This window comes from Rhodanobacter sp. ANJX3, assembly GCF_014200755.1.
Classification (GTDB): Bacteria; Pseudomonadota; Gammaproteobacteria; order Xanthomonadales; family Rhodanobacteraceae; genus Rhodanobacter.
This window is the reverse complement of sequence record NZ_JACHCM010000006.1, coordinates 207354-224602: the sequence shown is the minus strand read 5'-3', so window position 1 is coordinate 224602 and position 17249 is coordinate 207354. Positions and strand designations below refer to the sequence as shown.

General features: G+C 64.7%; 11 protein-coding genes and 1 riboswitch. Of the genes, 6 read left to right on the top strand and 5 right to left on the bottom strand.

The genetic code is table 11. The features are described 5' to 3' along the window. Positions 1-68: 68 nt before the first annotated feature. A complete protein-coding gene (locus tag HDE76_RS16795; RefSeq protein ID WP_184509194.1) occupies positions 69-2240 on the bottom strand; it encodes a prolyl oligopeptidase family serine peptidase in 2172 nt (723 codons plus the stop codon). Positions 2241-2400: 160 nt separating this feature from the next. On the opposite strand from HDE76_RS16795, the gene HDE76_RS16790 reads away from it, so the two are divergent. After that, positions 2401-4830, top strand: a complete 2430-nt coding sequence (locus HDE76_RS16790) for a prolyl oligopeptidase family serine peptidase (protein WP_184509192.1) — start codon at positions 2401-2403, stop codon at positions 4828-4830. A gap of 513 nt (positions 4831-5343) precedes the next feature. Next, positions 5344-5829 carry an HAD-IB family phosphatase gene (locus tag HDE76_RS16785; RefSeq protein WP_255481648.1) on the top strand — a complete coding sequence of 162 codons (486 nt, stop codon included), beginning with the start codon at positions 5344-5346 and terminating at the stop codon, positions 5827-5829. A 499-nt stretch (positions 5830-6328) separates the two neighbouring features. On the opposite strand, the gene HDE76_RS16780 is transcribed toward HDE76_RS16785, so the two are convergent. The 4 genes from HDE76_RS16780 to zwf form a co-directional block, all read right to left on the bottom strand. Next, on the bottom strand, positions 6329-6979 hold the full coding sequence (locus tag HDE76_RS16780; RefSeq protein WP_221262459.1) for a bifunctional 4-hydroxy-2-oxoglutarate aldolase/2-dehydro-3-deoxy-phosphogluconate aldolase: 651 nt from the start codon (positions 6977-6979) through the stop codon (positions 6329-6331). 55 nt (positions 6980-7034) lie between these two features. Further along, the gene (gene edd, locus HDE76_RS16775) at positions 7035-8852 is read right to left on the bottom strand and encodes a phosphogluconate dehydratase (RefSeq protein WP_184509190.1); all 1818 of its coding nucleotides are present in this window, start codon (positions 8850-8852) and stop codon (positions 7035-7037) included. A 213-nt stretch (positions 8853-9065) separates the two neighbouring features. Then, a complete protein-coding gene (pgl, locus tag HDE76_RS16770) occupies positions 9066-9779 on the bottom strand; it encodes a 6-phosphogluconolactonase (protein WP_179478875.1) in 714 nt (237 codons plus the stop codon). A 134-nt stretch (positions 9780-9913) separates the two neighbouring features. Beyond that, positions 9914-11344: a glucose-6-phosphate dehydrogenase gene (gene zwf, locus HDE76_RS16765; protein WP_343205730.1), complete on the bottom strand. Its 1431-nt coding sequence runs from the start codon at positions 11342-11344 to the stop codon at positions 9914-9916. A gap of 319 nt (positions 11345-11663) precedes the next feature. On the opposite strand from zwf, the gene HDE76_RS16760 reads away from it, so the two are divergent. The 4 genes from HDE76_RS16760 (at position 11664) to HDE76_RS16745 (ending at position 17189) form a co-directional block, all read left to right on the top strand. Next, a complete protein-coding gene (locus tag HDE76_RS16760; RefSeq protein ID WP_179479110.1) occupies positions 11664-12416 on the top strand; it encodes a GntR family transcriptional regulator in 753 nt (250 codons plus the stop codon). Positions 12417-12485: 69 nt separating this feature from the next. Then, a complete protein-coding gene (locus tag HDE76_RS16755) occupies positions 12486-13517 on the top strand; it encodes an SIS domain-containing protein (protein ID WP_184509186.1) in 1032 nt (343 codons plus the stop codon). 214 nt (positions 13518-13731) lie between these two features. Then, positions 13732-14880 carry an N-acetylglucosamine-6-phosphate deacetylase gene (gene nagA / locus HDE76_RS16750; RefSeq protein ID WP_184509184.1) on the top strand — a complete coding sequence of 383 codons (1149 nt, stop codon included), beginning with the start codon at positions 13732-13734 and terminating at the stop codon, positions 14878-14880. Between the two features lie 37 nt (positions 14881-14917). Further along, positions 14918-15145, top strand: a riboswitch (cobalamin riboswitch). Between the two features lie 139 nt (positions 15146-15284). Then, entirely contained in the window at positions 15285-17189 is a 1905-nt protein-coding gene (locus tag HDE76_RS16745) for a TonB-dependent receptor (protein WP_343205726.1), read from the top strand. Positions 17190-17249 lie beyond the last annotated feature (60 nt).

Here is a 17249-nt window from a genome sequence, read left to right as displayed (position 1 = left end):
AAAGGACGATGGTAGCAGCCGCTGTGTCGTGGCCCGAACTACGCATCCAGCGCATTGGCTACGGCGGACTATTTCGCATCGAGCCCCAGCTCCTGCGCGAAAAAGGTCAGCATGATCGCGGTATCGCCGACGCGCTGGCTGAAGGGCGCGCCGATACCATGACCCGCGTTGACGCGCGTCAGCAGCAGGATCGGCCGGTCCGAGGTGGTGGCGTTCTGCAGCGCCGCGGTGAACTTGCGCGATTGCCACGGAGCCACGCGCGGATCGTTGGCGCCCGTCGTCGTCAGCACGGCCGGATAGGCGGTATGCGGTTGCACGTTCTGCAGCGGCGAATACGCCAGCGTGGCCTTGAACTGTGCCGGATCGCTGACCGTGCCGTATTCGCTGACGTTGTAGGCGCCGTTGGCGAAATCGGTTTCGTGGCGGATCACGTCATAGATGCCGACCATCGACACCACCGCGCGATAGTCGCCCGGATGCTGCACCAGCGACGCGCCCATCAGCAGGCCGCCGTTGCTGCCGCCGAGAATGCCCAGGTGCGCGCGGTCGGTCCACTGCTTGTCGAACAGCGCCAGCGCGGCCGCATGGAAATCGTCGAACACGTTCTGTTTGTGCAGCTGCTGGCCCTGCGCATGCCACGCTTCGCCGAATTCGTTGCCGCCACGGATGTTGGCGTACGCCAGCACCCCGCCGCGTTCCAGCCACGCGAGCTTGGCGCCGACGAAACCGGGCGCCACCGGAATATCGAAACCGCCGTAGCCGTAAAGTATGGTCGGCCGCTTGCCGTTCGGCGTGATGCCGCGCATCGCGATCACCGTCACCGGAACATGGCTGCCGTCGGGCGAGAGGCCGTCGATACGCTGGACTTCGATGTTCGAATAATCCGCCGCGGGCTTCACCGCGAACACGGTCTTCAGATGACCGCTGCGCGCGTCGTATTCGGCCCGGCGCGAGGGCGTGGTCCAGCCGCCGTAGCTGATCAGCGCCTGATTCTGGCCCAGCTCTGAAGCGATGGCGCCAACGCCAATACCTTGCGCCGGCAGCGGCACGCGACGCACGAACCGGGCCTTGCCATCGTACTGCTCCATCCACCAGTCCGGTCCCCAGCTGCGGGTGACCAGAAACCCGCTGGCGACCGGTTCCACGCCTTGAATCGCACCATCGCGCTCGCCCAGCACCTCGCTCACGGCGCCCTGCGGGTCGACCGCCAGCAGCTTGCCGCGCGGCGCATCGGCAAAGCTCACCACGAACAACCGCTGGCCGATCCACGCCGCCGTGCGCACGTTCGCATCCGCACCGACGATTTTTTTCCATTGCGTGCCATCACGCCGATACACCTCGGCCGGGCCGCCGTCGCCGACGTTGGCCAGCACCGCGAGCTGCTGCGCATCCGGCGAGCTGAGCAGGCGATATTCGGCCACGCGCGAATAGCCCTGGCCGAACACGACGGTATCGCTGGCCGCCGGCTCACCCAGCGCGTGATGCACCAGGGTGGCGTCGAACTGCCTGACCTCGGCGCTGCCCTGCGGCGGCACAAAGCGCACGTAGGTAAAGCCTTTTTCATCGGCGTCCCAGGCCAGTCCCTGCGGCGTGGTGCCGCCGCCGGCCCAGGGCAGCGCATCGGCCAGCACCTTGCCGGTGGCGACATCCAGCACGTGGATGGTGGTCAGCTCGCTGCCGCCTTCGGCCGTGCCGTAGGCCAGATAGCGCGCCCGCGGCGACGGCCAGTAATTGGTGATGGCGGTGTTGCCGCCGTTGGCATTGAGATCGACCAGTACGCGCGGCGTGCCGTTCGGCCACGGCTGCGCCATCAGCAGCGGCTGCGGTTGCGGCGGCGTTTCCTGCATGTAGAACAGCGTGCCGTGGGCCAGCAGTGGCCCGGAACGCGTGGTCGATGTGATGGCGAGCTGCTGCACGCGCGCCGTCATCGCCTTGCCGTCCGGCATGGCGGCCAGCACCGCTTCGGTATGTGCGTTCTGCGTGGCGATCCACTTCTGTACGGTTGGGTCGTTGGGGTTTTCCAGCCAACGGTAGGGGTCGCCGACGCGCGTGCCGTGCAACACGCTGGCGTCCTTGCCCTGCGGCGTGGCGGGAGGCATCGACACCGGTCGGTTGGGGTCGATCAGCGACACGTCTCGCGCTGGCAGCACCGCTGCGGGCTGCACCTGCGCCGCGCACCACGAACTCGCGCCGAGCAGCGCCGCGGAGACAACGATCAGGCGAACGAAGACGAGGAGCATGCGCTTTACTCAGTGACCGCAGAGGCCACAGCGTACTGCGGCGGCGCCTGGCGTGCAGTCGCGCCGGCCGACCCTGACTTCTGGCACGGGTGGGCATGCATGGCCGCCGCGCTCGGCTATGCTGATTTTTCCCATCGTTGCCCTCCGTGGAGACTGCCCCATGCGTCGACTGCTGCTTGCCGGCCTTATCGCTTTCGCTGTGCTGCCCGCCGCAGCCGTTACGCCACCGGCCGGTGGCGCGCTCGACCTGGAAACCATCATGGCCAACCCGGACTGGATCGGGCATCCGGTCGAGATGCCGTACTGGAGCGTGGACGGCCGCAGCCTCTACTACTCGCTCAAGCGCGACGGCAGCCCGGTGCGCGATCTATATCGCGTCGACGCGGCCAGCGGCCAGACCAGCAAACTCGATCCCGCCGCGATGGCGCAGGCCGGGGGGCCGGCCGTGTTCGATCGCAGCCATAAACATGCGGCGTATGTGATGCACGGCGACATCTTTGTGGTCGATATCGGCAGCGGTCGCCGCACCCAGGTCACGCGCACGCCACAGGAGGAGTCTTCACCGCAGTTCTCCGCCGACGGCCGCGCGCTGCAGTTCCGCGACGGCAACGACTGGTACAGCTACGACTTGACCAGCGGCACGACCGCGCCGGCGGCCGTGCTGAAATTCGCCAACGACCCGCAGGCCAAGAAGGCCGACGAGCTGGGCGACTTGCAGCTGCGCCTGTTCAAGACGCTGCGCGATATCAAGGCCGACAAGCAGGCGCTGAAGGACGAGGACAAGGCGCTCGACGCCGCCGATCCCGGCCGCGCCCCGGCGCCGTTCTTTCTCGGCGACAAGTCGGAGGCCGTCGACACCGAGCTGTCGCCCGACGGCCGCTGGCTGCTGGTGGTCACCGCACCGAAGGGGTACGACGAAGGGAAGCATCCGGTGGTCAATCACTACGTGACCGAGAGCGGCTACACCGAGCCGAAGGAAGCGCGCACCTACGTCGGCCACAACGATCCGGCGCCGCAGTCGCTGCTGCTGCTCGACCTGCGCCAGCACCAGAGCTATCCGCTGGCGACCGACGGTCTGCCCGGCATCAAGGACGATCCGCTGAAGGCGCTGCGCGCACAGACCGTTGCCGCGCTGGAGAAAGCCGGCAAGTCCGACGAGGCCAAGGCCCTGAAGGCGCCCGACGTGCGCGGCGTGCGTGTGGTCGGCAGCCCGGAAGACGGCGGTGGCGGCGGCATCGCCTGGAGCGACGACGGCAGCCAGCTCGCCGTGCAGGTGCGCGCCAACGACAACAAGGACCGCTGGATCGCCAGCGTCGACTTTGGCACGCACAAGCTGGTCAACCAGCAGCGCCTCACCGACGCTGCGTGGATCAACTGGAATTTCAACGATTTCGGCTGGCTCAAGGACAACCGCACGCTGTGGTATCTGAGCGAACACACCGGCTACTCGCAGCTCTACAGCAAGCCACTCGACGGCAAGGCCACCGCGCTGACCACCGGCAAGTTCGAGGTCAGCCATCCGCTGCTCAGCGACGACGGCCAGTGGTTCTACGTGCGCACCAACCAGGTAGCGCCGTACAGCTACGACGTCTACCGGCTGCCGGCGAAGGGCGGTGCGCTGACCCGCGTTACCCAGTACCAGGGCATGGACGATTTCAAACTCTCGCCCGACGGCAAGCAGCTGGCCGTGCTGCATTCCTCGCCATACGTCTTCGCCCAATTGGCCGTCCAGCCGTCCGCCGGTGGTGAAGGTCACGACCTCACCAACACCATCAAGCCGGCGTACGCAGCGCACGCCTGGATCGCGCCGAAGATCGTCGAGATTCCCTCCAGCCACGGCGCCGGCGTGATCTACGCCAAGTACTACGGACCGGCCGATGAAAGCGAGGCGGCCAAGCGTCCGGCGGTGTTCTTCGTGCACGGCGCCGGCTATCTGCAGAACGTCACGCTGTCATCCAGCTATTACTTCCGCGAGCAGATGTTCAACAATCTGTTGGTGCAGCAGGGCTACGTGGTGCTGGACATGGACTACCGCGCCTCCGAAGGCTACGGCGAAAAGTGGCGCACCGCGATCTACCAGCACATGGGCCATCCGGAACTCGAAGATCTGCTCGACGGCAAGGTGTGGCTGGTGAAAAACCACGGCGTCGATCCGAAGCGCGTCGGCATCTACGGCGGCAGCTATGGTGGCTTCATGACCGAGATCGCGCTGCTGCGCGCACCCGGCGAGTTCGCCGCCGGCGCCGCGCTGCGCCCGGTCTCTGACTGGACCAGCTACAACGACGACTACACCGCCGACATCCTCAACGAACCGCAGCTCGACCCCGAGTCCTACAAGACCAGCTCACCGATCGAATACGCCGACCAGCTGCGCGACCCGCTGCTGATCGAACACGGCCTGATCGACGACAACGTGATGGCCAGCGATTCGATCCGCCTGTATCAGCGTTTCATCGAACTGCATAAGAAGAATTTCTGGATCTCGCTGTATCCGCTGGAGCGGCATGGGTTTGTCCATGCGGACGATTGGTATGACGAGTACCGACGGATCGATGAGTTGTTTGAGACGTATTTGAAGTCGCCAAATTAATTGGCTTTATCAGCTTTAAAGCGCAGATTTTCGTTCGCCTATGGCGACCGGGCGAGGCTTTTCCTCCTCTCCCCATTGGGGAGAGGAGCGAGGTGAGGGGCGGGTGCTCGCGGGGCAGTCTTTGTGCGTGAGAAGCAGAGCTTTCGCCCTCCTTCGGAGCGCGAGGTACTTCTCTTTTGCTTGTCCAAAAGAGAAGTACCCAAGAGAAAACGACACCCCATTTGGCGCTTGCCGGGCATCCATGCCGATCCCCCTACGGGCCTGTCGACCCCACCTCACCGCCGCACAGGGGCCCCATTTAAAAGCAGTGCGCATCCTGCGCGCTTAGCCGCGCCGTTTGAGATCGGTGAAAGATCATTGACGTTCTCGGCTCCGGTAACCGATGAGGCGACGTATTCGATGCATCGCAATCACGTTCTTGCTCTGACGCAGAGCGATAGCTCTGTTTCAAAAGCAAGTTTTTCTCTGCTATAAAAATCACGGATGGATTGAACATGAAAGGAATCAGTCTCGATGAATCTCGCACTCTTTGATTTCGACGGAACGATCACAACAAAAGGAACGTTCCCAGGTTTCATGCGTTTTGCAGTTGCGCCTGCAAGGCGGTTTATTGGAAGCCTTCTTTTCGCGCCCTTGGTCGCAGGCTACAAGCTCGGCCTCATCTCAAGCATTGATATTCGAGCGCGTGTTACAAAGTTTGCATTCCATGGTGTTGCTGCTGAAGACGCGCGTCGGGCCGGCCATGAGTTTGCCCGGGACGTATTGCCGGATTTGCTGCGGCCTTCGGCGATGGAAAGAATCCGGTGGCATAAGAATCAAGGCGATGTCGTCGTCGTTGTGTCCGGTGCATTCGATGTCTATCTATCGCCCTGGTGCGTGCAACATCAGCTGCACCTCATCTGTTCGCAGTTGGAAGTCGTCGACGGCACGCTGACGGGTCGATACCGCGGAGAGCAATGCGTCAACGCGGAGAAGTCCAGACGTGTTCGCGAGAAATAGGATCTCGAAAAATTTCTCAAGGCGTATGCCTACGGAGATACAAAAGAGGATATGGACATGCTGAACTTAGCCACGGAGCGTTATTTCCGCTGGGAGAAAATGCCCTGAATGAGCTATGCGGCCATCGGTCATCTGCGATGTGCAAGCGAGCCTGCTCTTGCTCCACTAAACCCCTGTGCGGCGGTGAGGTGAGGTGAGGTCGATAGGCCCGCAGGGGAATCGGCATGGATGCCGATTCCTTTTCGTCAGGGCATGAGCCCTGTCGAAAAGCCCGGCCTCAGCTCACGGACTTGCTGGGCGCAGCCCGGCAAGCGCCAAGTGGGGTGGCCTTCTCTTTGGTTACTTTCTCTTGGCCATGCAAGAGAAAGTGACTCGGCCTCCAAAGGAGGACGAAAGCTCTGCTTTAAAAAATATAAACCGTGAGAAGCCAGGGCGCCCCTCACCCCAACCCTCTCCACAATAAGGCCTGGGTAGAAGGGGCAAAAACGGCCAGCGAGAATCAGAGCGAGCGCAAGCCCGCCGCCTCGCGCGCCAACAACTCAATCGCGGCCCAATCCCCCGCCGCCAACCTGTCGGCCGGCGTCAACCATGACCCACCGACACAAAGCACATTCGGCAACGCGAGAAAATCCGGCGCACTCGCCAGACTGATGCCGCCCGTGGGGCAAAACCGAACCTGCGGTAGCGGGCTGGCCCAGGCGCCGAGCAGCTTGGTGCCGCCGGCCGGCACCGCGGGGAAAAATTTCAGAAAACGATAACCGCGCTCCAGCAAGGTCATCACCTCGCTGGCCGTCGCGGCACCGGGCAGCAGTGGCACGTCGCTGTCGTCGACGGCATCGAGCAGTTTCGGCGAGACGCCGGGCGATACCGCAAAGCGCGCGCCGGCCTGGCGGGCGGCTTCCAGATCGCGCGGGGTCAGCACGGTGCCGGCACCGATCACAGCGCCTTCCACTTCGGCGGCGATCGCGCGGATCGCGTCGAGCGCGGCCGGCGTACGCAGCGTGACTTCAATAGTGGGAATGCCGCCGGCGACCAGGGCGCGGGCCATGGGCACGGCGTCGCGGGCGTTGTCGATGATCACCACCGGAATCACCGGCGCGAGCCGCATTAGGGTTTCGACCTGCTGCTGCTTGTGTTCGATGCTGCTCATGAAATCGCTCGTGGAAAGTTTGAAAGGGAGTGGGTGCGCGCTGGTCGCGAAACGGTCAAAGCACGCCGGCACCGAGATCGGCCGTGGTGGCGGCCTGTCGGAACAAGCCGAACAGTTCGCGGCCCATGCCGCTGTGCTGAGCGGACAGGTCGGCATGCTGCGGCAGGCGCGCGTCGAGTTCGTGCGCTTCCATCAGCACGTCGAGATGGCCGCTGACGGCGTCGAGGCGGATCATGTCGCCGTTGCGGATCTTGGCGATATTGCCGCTGGCCACGGCCTCGGGCGTGACGTGGATCGCCGCCGGCACGCGGCCGGAGGCGCCGGACATGCGGCCGTCGGTGAGCAGGGCGACGCGGTAGCCGCGATCCTGAAGCAGGGCGAGCGTGGGGGTGAGCTTGTGCAGCTCCGGCATGCCGTTGGCCTGTGGACCCTGGAAGCGCACCACCGCAATGAAGTCGCGGTTGAGCTCGCCGCGCTTGAACGCTTCGCCGACCTCGTCCTGATCGTGAAACACCACGGCGGGCGCCTCGATGATCAGTCGATCGTCGGGCACCGAGGACACCTTGATCACGGCGCGGCCGAGATTGCCCTGCAGCATGCGCAGGCCGCCGTCGTGGCGGAACGGCTCGTCCATGCCGCGCAGCACGCCGCGGTTGCCGCTTTGCTTGGATACCGGCGTCCAGTGCAGCGCGCCGCTGTCGTCGAGCTGCGGAATCTGCGCATAGCCGTCCATGCCGGTGCCGAAGACGGTCTGCACATCGGCGTGCAGCAGGCCGGCGTTGAGCAGCTGATCGATCAGGAAGGCCATGCCGCCGGCCTGGTGGAACTGGTTCACGTCGGCGTAGCCGTTCGGATACACGCGGGCCAGCAGCGGGATCACGCCGGACAGCGCGTCGAAATCGTCCCAGCGCAGCTGGATGCCGGCCGCGTGCGCAATGGCAACCAGATGCAGCAGGTGATTGGTCGAACCGCCGGTGGCATGCAGGCCGATCACGCCGTTGATGATGGCGCGCTCGTCGATGATGTGGCCGATCGGCAGGTAGTTGTCGCCGAGTGCGCCGAGCGCGTTGACCCGGCGCACGATGTCGGCGGTGAGCGCGTCGCGCAGCGGCGTGTCGGGTGCCTCGAAGCTGGCGCCGGGCAGGTGCAGGCCCATGATCTCCATCAGCATCTGGTTGGAGTTGGCGGTGCCGTAGAAGGTGCAGGTGCCGGGGCTGTGATACGAGGCGGCTTCGGCCTCGAGCAGCTCGGCCTTGCCGGCCTTGCCTTCGGCATAGGCCTGGCGCACCTTGGATTTTTCCTCGTTGGGAATGCCGCTGGGCATCGGGCCGGACGGCACGAACGCGCCGGGCAGATGGCCGAAGCTCAGCGCGCCGATCAGCAGGCCGGGCACGATCTTGTCGCAGATGCCCAGGTACAGCGCGCCGTCGAACATGTCGTGCGACAGCGCGATGGCGGTGGCCATGGCGATCAGGTCGCGCGAGAACAGCGACAGCTGCATGCCGGGCTGACCCTGGGTCACGCCATCGCACATGGCCGGCACGCCGCCGGCGACCTGGGCGGTGAAGCCGGCGTCGCGCGCGATCTGGCGGATCCGTTCCGGATAGCGCTCGTACGGCTGATGCGCCGAGAGCATGTCGTTGTACGAGGTGACGATGGCGAGGTTGCCGCGCAGGCCGTTGCGCAGCGCGTTCTTGTCGTCCGGCCCGCAGGCGGCGAAGCCGTGCGCGAGGTTGCCGCAGGACAGGCGCGCGCGGTGCGGGCCGCCGCGATCCACCGCGTCGATGCGCTGCAGATACGCCGCGCGCGTTTCGCGGCTGCGCTCGCGCAGGCGTTCGGTGACTTCGGCAACCACGGGATGCAGCGTGTTCATTTCAAGACTCCGGAACGGGTGGTGCGGCGATGCGGTAGATAGGCTTTACGTGGGTGCTGCGACATATTTCGTTCTCCCTGAGCGTAGCCGCGCGGCGGCGAAATCGAAGGGCCGTATAGATCAACCGGCCGGCTTCGACCAGGCGCCCTCGGCGCTACGCTTTGCCCGAACGGTACGGCGCCGGTGCGACAACCGTGAGGCAAAGACGACAGCTTATGGGCACCAGTACACAGCCACCGGCACGCGCAGCTGAGTCAATACGGAGCGCACCGGGTAGTCGCGCGCCGCGTCCAGGCCCAGCCGGGCATCGGCCAGCACGTCGCGCTTCTTGTTGCCGGTTACCAGCAGAAACAGCGATTCGGTTTCCAGCAGCGTCGGCAGGGTCAGCGTGATGCGCGGTTCGCCCGCGTCGGGCGCATGCATCGGCAGTACGCGGGATTTGCCGTCGAGGTCGAGCGCCTCCGCCAGATGGTCGCCGCCGGGAAAGAACGACGCCGTGTGGCCGTCGTCACCCATGCCCAGCACCACCGCGTCGAACGGCAGCGCGAGTTCCTCGATCCGCCGGCTGGTGGCGGCGAGGCCTTCTTCGGGTGTCGGCGCGTCGCTGTAGAGCGGCACGAACGTCGCGGCAGCGGCTTCGTTCTGCAGCAGAACGGTTTTCACCAGCTTGGCGTTGGAGCGTTCGTCGGTGTCCGGCACCCAGCGCTCGTCGACCAGGGTGATTTTGACGTTCGCCCAGTCCAGCGTTTCCTTCGACAGCTGTGCGAAGAAATCCTTTGGCGTGCTGCCGCCGGAAACGGCGAGCAGCGCGTGGCCGCGCTGATTCAAGCTCATGCGCAGCCGTTTGGCGACGCGTTCGGCCAGTGCGACAGCCTGGGCGTGGCAATCGGTAAAACTGTGGGTGGTGACGTTGAGATGGGTGGTCATGGATGGTATCTGCGCGCCGGAGGCATCATGCGGAAGGCGCGCCCTGCTTGTCGTTGGGAGGGAAGGTGAAGTGTGACGCACGGTCGGTCCCGCGCAAGTGAATCACCGCTAACGCCTGCAAGTGGCCCGAGCGATCACTCGCTATCCTCGCTCCAGGTGCGGCCGTCGCGTTCGATCAGCGCAATGGCCGCGCTCGGGCCCCAGCTGCCGGCCGAATACGGGCGCGGCGCTTCGCCGCTGGCCGACCAGGCGGCCAGAATCGGGCCGGCCCAGCGCCACGCGGCCTCCACTTCGTCGCGACGCATGAACAGCGTGGGGTTGCCGCGCACCACGTCGAGCAGCAGGCGCTCGTAAGCGTCGGGCTGCGACACGCCGAAGGCTTCGGCAAAGCTCATGTCCAGCGGCACGTGGCGCAGGCGCAGGCCGCCCGGGCCCGGGTGCTTGATCGTCAGCCACAGTTTCACGCCTTCATCCGGCTGCAGCCGCAGCACCAGCCGGTTCTGCGCCAGCGTGCCGGCCTCGGCGTGGAAGATGGAGTGCGGCACCGGCTTGAACGCGACCACGATTTCCGACACGCGATCGGGCAGGCGCTTGCCGGTGCGCAAGTAGAACGGCACGCCGGCCCAGCGCCAGTTGGCGATCTCCGCCTTCACCGCGACAAAGGTTTCGGTGTGCGACTTGGTATTGCCCAATTCATCGAGATAGCCGGGCACCTTGACGCCATCGGACACGCCGGCGCGATACTGGCCGCGCACGGTGAGCTGTGCGACGTTGCTGCTGTCGATGTGCTTGAGCGAGTTGAGCACCTTCAGCTTTTCGTCGCGCACCGCATCGGGTGCCAGGGACGACGGCGGTTCCATCGCCACCATGCACAGCAGCTGCAGGATATGGTTCTGCACCATATCGCGCAGCGCGCCGGCGCGGTCGTAATACGCGCTGCGATTGCCGGTACCCAGCGTTTCCGAGACGGTGATCTGCACGTGGTCGATATGCGCGTTGTTCCACAGCGGCTCGAACAAGGCGTTGCCGAAGCGCAGCGCCAGCAGGTTCTGCACCGTCTCCTTGCCGAGGTAGTGATCGATGCGGAAAGTCTGCGATTCGTCGAACACGCGGCCGACCGCGTCGTTGATCTGGTTGGCGCTGTCGAGGTCGCGGCCGATCGGTTTTTCCAGCACCACGCGCGACTGGCCTTCGTTGAGCTTGTAGTGGCCCAGGCGGCCGCAGATATCGACGAAGAGTTCCGGCGAGGTGGAGAGATAAAACACGCGAATGTGCTCGGGTTGCTCGCCGATCAGGGCGGCAAACTCGTCCCAGCCCTCGTCTTTGCGCGCATCCAGCGAGCGATAGCCGACCTGCTTGAGGAAGGCTTCGATCTTCGCGTCGTCCGCGCCGCTGGTCTTGCTCAGGGTGTCGCGCACCTGTTCGCGGTAGCTGTCGTCGTCGAGCCCTTCGCGGGCGATGCCGATGATGCGGCTGCTGTCGGGAATCTGGCCGTCGAGAAAGCGGTGGTACAGGGCGGGCAGCAGCTTGCGCACGGCCAGATCGCCGGTGCCGCCGAAAATCACCAGATCGAAGGGTTCGGTCCGCTGGGAGGGGCCGCCGGCGGAAGCGTCGGAGCGGTTGGAGCTAGTCGAAGAAGCAGTCACGAAGTCACCTCGATAGATGCCATGAGGGCAGACAAGCGCGACCAAGAGGTGCTGCTGCCCGGTTGGCATCGATCATACCAGTGACATACCAGAGGATGCCACCCGTTTCTGCCCGCTCCCAGAAATCGTAAGCGGAACGGGCAAAAGGCTAACTAAAGCCCTTTCGGCACCCCAGTTTCCGGGGAGGTGGTATTGGGGTGGTTGTCTAAGTGGTTATCCATTGGTATCTTGTGTGACTATGGAAAGCGCCTTGGCCAACGAATACCGCCGGATCTGCCTCGATCCGGCCACCAACCAGCCGCTGGCCTATCTGCGCCTGCGCCGGGCGATCCGCAACGTGGTTGAGCACCGCGATATCGAGCCCGGTCAGGCACTGCCCAGCGAGCGCGATCTATCGGTGGCGCTGAAGCTTTCGCGGGTCACTGTGCGCAAGGCGATTGCCGGGCTGGTGGAAGAAGGCCTGCTGACCCAGCGTCACGGCGCCGGCACCTTTATCGCCGAACGCATCGTCAAGCCGATGTCGCGGCTGACCAGTTTTACCGAAGATCTGCACGAGCGCGGATTGCATCCGCGCTCGGAGTTTTTCGAGCGCGGCATTGGCGAAGTGACGCCGGAAGAATCGATGGCATTGAATCTTTCGCCGGGCTCGCTGGTGGTGCGTCTGCACCGCGTGCGCTACGGCCAGGACGAGCCGCTGGCGATCGAGCGCAGCGTGGTGCCGGCCAGCGTGCTGCCCGATCCCATGCTGGTGCATGACTCACTGTACGAAGTGCTGGAGCAGTTCAACTGCCGGCCGCGGCGCGCGTTGCAGCGCCTTCGCGCGGTGTCGCTCAATGCGCAGCAGGCGCGGCTGCTGCACGTCAGCGCCGGCAGCGCGGGTCTGAACATCGAGCGCCGCAGCTTTCTCGACGACGGTCGCGTGGTCGAGTTTACCTGCTCCTGGTATCGCGGCGATATCTACGACTTTGTTGCCGAACTACAGACGGATTGATGGGCTCTCCTGTCAAGCCGATCGAATAGCCATTTGGACGTCCATAAACCTTTTACTTCAGAGAATCCCATGCAGGCACGCGATACCTTGATGTACAGCGAAGCGCACGAAGCCGCCGACGTTGTCGCGCGTCAGTTTGCCGCCAATGATGAAATCGTCACTGCGCTGGCGCAGACGTTGCGCGCGCATCCGCCGCGCTTCATCGTGACCTGCGCGCGCGGCAGTTCCGATCACGCCGCGGCGTATGCCAAGTACGTTTTCGAAACCCAGCTCGGGATCGTCACCGCCTCGGCATCGCCCTCGGTGACCTCGGTCTACGCGGCCGAGCAGCGCTGGCAGGACGCGCTGTTTATCGCGATCTCGCAGTCGGGAAAAAGCCCCGACCTGGTGCGCAACGCGCAGGCGGCCAAGATCGCCGGCGCCCGCGTGATCGCGCTGGTCAACGTGGAGGATTCGCCGCTGGCCGCCATCGCCGATACGGTGATCCCACTGCACGCGGGGCCGGAGCGCAGCGTTGCGGCTACCAAGAGCTATATCGCCGCGCTGGCTGCCGTGCTGCATCTATGCGCGCGCTGGCGTGGCGACAATGCACTGGGCGAAGCTCTGCATGCCTTGCCCGACGCGCTGCGCAGCGGCTGGGACGCCGACTGGTCGAGCCTGAGCGAAGGGCTGACCGACGCGCACAATCTGTTTGTCGTCGGCCGCGGCTTCGGTCTCGGCATCGCGCTGGAAGCGGCGCTGAAGTTCAAGGAAACCTGCGGCCTGCATGCCGAGGCGTTCAGCGCGGCGGAGGTCAAGCACGGCCCGATGGCGCTGGTCGGCCCGGATTTTCCGGTGCTGTGCTTCGCGCAGGACGACGACACGCTGGAAGGCACGCTGGCGTTGGCCGACATGTTTCGCCAGCGCGGCGCACACGTGTGGGTGGCCGCGCCGGGTCAGAAAGGAAAAGGCAGTCTGCCGGTGATGGCGGGCTTGCCGGCGCTGTGCACGCCGCTGCTGATCATCCAGAGTTTTTATCGCGCGACCGCCGAGCTGTCGCTGCGCCGCGGCTTCAACCCCGATGTGCCGCCGCATCTCAACAAGGTGACGGAGACGGTTTGATCTTCGTGAGAGTCGAGCGGGTAGGGACGAGGGGCGAGCAAAAGCGCCGTCGCTGATCATTCCTGCAGCTGCACTCCTCACTGTCCGCAAAAACATGGCTGGTGCAGCGGGCGTAGTCGAAGTGCAACCTGCCGACACCTTTCAATCTTTGTCGTTGTTCCAAACCTCGAATCGGCAAGCCGACTTTTCGACACACACCTCATCAGGATTCGCCATGACACTCGCCCTCACGAATGCTCGCGTGCTCACTCCGCAAGGTTGGCGTGACGATGTGGCCGTGCTGTTGGACGACGGCAATGTTCTCGACGTGGTGCCGTCGTCCGATGCACGCGTGCAACAGGCCGAACAGCAGGATCTGCACGGCGCCATGCTGCTGCCCGGCTTTATCGATACGCAGGTCAACGGCGGTGGCGGGGTGCTGTTCAACGAGGCGCCGACCGTGGAAACGATTCGCCAGATCGGCGCCGCGCATCGTCGCTTCGGCACGACCGGTTTTTTGCCGACGCTGATCAGCGACAATGTGGAAACCATGCGCGCGGCGATGGCCGCCGTGGAGCAGGCGCTGGCCGACAACGTGCCCGGCGTGCTGGGCATCCATCTCGAAGGCCCCTATCTCGCGCCCGCGCGGAAGGGCGTGCACGATCCGAAATTTTTTCACGCCCCCGGCAGCGAAGAACTCGCGATGCTGTGCGCTCCGCATGCTGGCGTGCGCCTCATGACGCTGGCACCTGATCAGGTGGCGAGTGAGAGCATCAAATCGCTGGCCGCGGCGGGGCTGGTGCTCTGCGCCGGCCACACCGCGGCCGATTACGACACAACCAAAGCGGCGCTGGCCGACGGCATTCGCGGCTTCACGCATCTGTTCAACGCGATGACGCCGCTGGGCAGCCGCGAGCCCGGCGTGGTCGGCGCCGCGCTCGACGATGCGCAAAGCTGGTGCGGACTGATTGTCGACGGCCATCACGTGCACCCGGCGACGCTGCGCTCAGCGATCGCCGCCAAGCCGCGCGGCAAGATGCTGCTGGTCACCGACGCGATGCCACCGGTCGGCGCGGATCACCCCGACTTCGTACTCAACGGCGAAACCATCACCGCGAAAGACGGCATCTGCCAGACCGCGCAAGGCACACTCGCCGGCTCCGCGCTCGACATGGCCGGCGCCGTGCGCAACACCGTCGAGATGTTGGGCCTGCCGATGGACGAAGCGGTGCGCATGGCCAGCACCTATCCCGCGGATTTTCTCGGTCTGAGCGACAGCCACGGCCGCATCGCCGCCGGCTATCGAGCCGACCTCGTTGTCATGGATGACGATTACAAAATCACGCAAAGCTGGATTGGTGGCGTGGCCAACTCAAGGGCCTGAAATCCCTGGCTGGATTGCCCTGCATAGCTGTCTGGCGTTACATTGATCAGGTCGAGGTGTCCCGAAGGCTTACGCTGAAGGGATGAAACGGGAAGCCGGTGCGTGGTGCGGAAGCACTGCAAGGCCGGCGCTGCCCCCGCAACGGTAAGCGAGTCAACGAACGGCGAATGCCACTGTGCTTGCACGGGAAGGCGCCGTTCGGAGCGGATGATGTTGTGTCTGCTGCTCGTCAGCCCGGAGACCGGCCTGGACGATTTCTGGTAGCTCGCGGTGGGCGAGGCTGAACCACGTGCCGTGGCGACCTCAGTTTGTGCGTGCCGCGCCTGCCCGTTGTTCTGTCTTTCTCTGTCGTCGGCTGCCAGCCCATCGAACGTGTGGGCCGTACGCGGGTGTGCGGCTGGGGAATGACATTGAAAAAGACTTTACTGGCAGCCTCGCTGTTGAGCTGCATGATGGCCGCCCACGCGGCTGACCAGGGTGCTGCCGATCTGAGCAACACCAGCTCGCTCGATCCGGTGATCGTGACTGCCACGCGCACGCCGATCCATATCGACGAATCGCTGTCGTCCGTGACCGTCATCACCCACGCCGACATTGAGCGGCTGCAACCGGTGTCGGTGATCGATCTATTGAATGGTCTGCCGGGCGTGACGTTTGCGCAGTCCGGTGGCATCGGCCAGCAGTCGTCGCTGTTTCTGCGCGGCACCAACTCCACGCATACGCTGGTCTTGATCGACGGCGTGCGGATCGGTTCGATCACTGCCGGGCTGCCCGCGTTCGAACAGATCCCGGTGGAGCAGATCGATCGCATCGAAATCGTGCGCGGCCCGCGCTCGAGCCTCTACGGCGCCGACGCGATTGGCGGCGTGATCCAGATTTTCACCAAGCACGGTAACCCTGGCGGTGGCATTGCGCCATCGCTGAGCATGACCACCGGCAGCAACGGTTTCGTCAATTCGCAGGTCGGCTTGTCCGGCGGCGATCCGCACGCCTGGTACAACGTCAGCCTGGGCGGCGAGTACACCAGCGGTATCCCGGCATGTCGACTGGGCGCTGCGGAAGCGGGGGCCGGCTGCTTTGTCGACGATCCGCGCGATGACGCCTACCGCAACTGGAATGGTTCGGCCAACGCCGGCTACCGCTGGGACAACGGCACCGAGCTGGCGTTCGACTGGCTGCGCAGCAAGAGCGACGTCGAATATGCCGGCAGTCCGTACGGCGGCAACGATGCCGTCAACGAGCAGCATGTCGCCGGAGCGCGTCTGAGTTTTTCGCCGCTGGATATCTGGAAGGTGACGCTGGATGCGGGCCAGAGCCGCGACGATTCGCAGACCTACTACCAGGGCACGTATTTCGGCGATTACTACCCGCGCACGCCGACCGGTTACGCCGATTCGCGCCGCAACCAGTTTTCCTGGCAGAACGACATCGCGCTCGGCAGCGGCCAGCTGCTGACCGTCGGCGCGGACTATCAGCAGGAGCACATCACCAGCGACACCGGTTATCTCGACAGCACTCGCGGCGACGCGGGCACCTATGCGCAGTACCAGGGCACCTTCGGCCAGAACGAAGTGCAGCTGTCGGCGCGGCACGACCACAACGATCAGTTCGGCAATCACAACACCGGCGCCGCGGCGTGGGGCTACAACTTTGCCGATGGCCTAAAGCTCACCGCCAGCTACGGCAGCGCCTTCCATGCGCCAACCTTCAACGATCTCTACTATCCCTACGGCAGCGGCAACCCGAATCTGAAGCCGGAAAGCTCGCGCAGCGCCGAGCTGGGGCTGTCGCAGACCGTGGGCATCTGGAACTGGGCGTTGAATGCCTACCAGACGCGCATCAACCAGCTGATCACGCTGGACGCCAACTACGTGCCGCAGAACATCAGCCAGGCGCGCATCCGCGGGCTGGAAGGGCAGGTGGGCGTAAACCTCGACGGCTGGCGTCTGCAAACCTACCTCACCGCCATGCAGCCGATCGAGGACGACAGCGGCCCGAACAACGGCAACCTGCTGCCGCGGCGGCCGAAGCAGACCGCGCGCGTGGAGCTGGACAAGAGCTACGGCAACTTTGCCTTCGGTGGCACCTTCAACGCCGATGGCAAGCGCTACGACGACGCGGCCAACCTGCATCGCCTCGGCGGATACACCACCACCGATCTGCGCGCCAGCTATGCGTTTGCGCCGAGCTGGAAGGTCGAGGCTCGGCTGGCCAATATTTTCGATCGCAACTATGAAACCGCGTACTACTTCAACCAGCCAGGCCGCACCTGGTATTTGACGCTGCGCTATAGCCCGGCAAGTCTTTGAGTCATGCGTATGTGCCGTCAGCACGGACGCTGGCGGAGCGGCACTCCAGGGAGTGGAGCG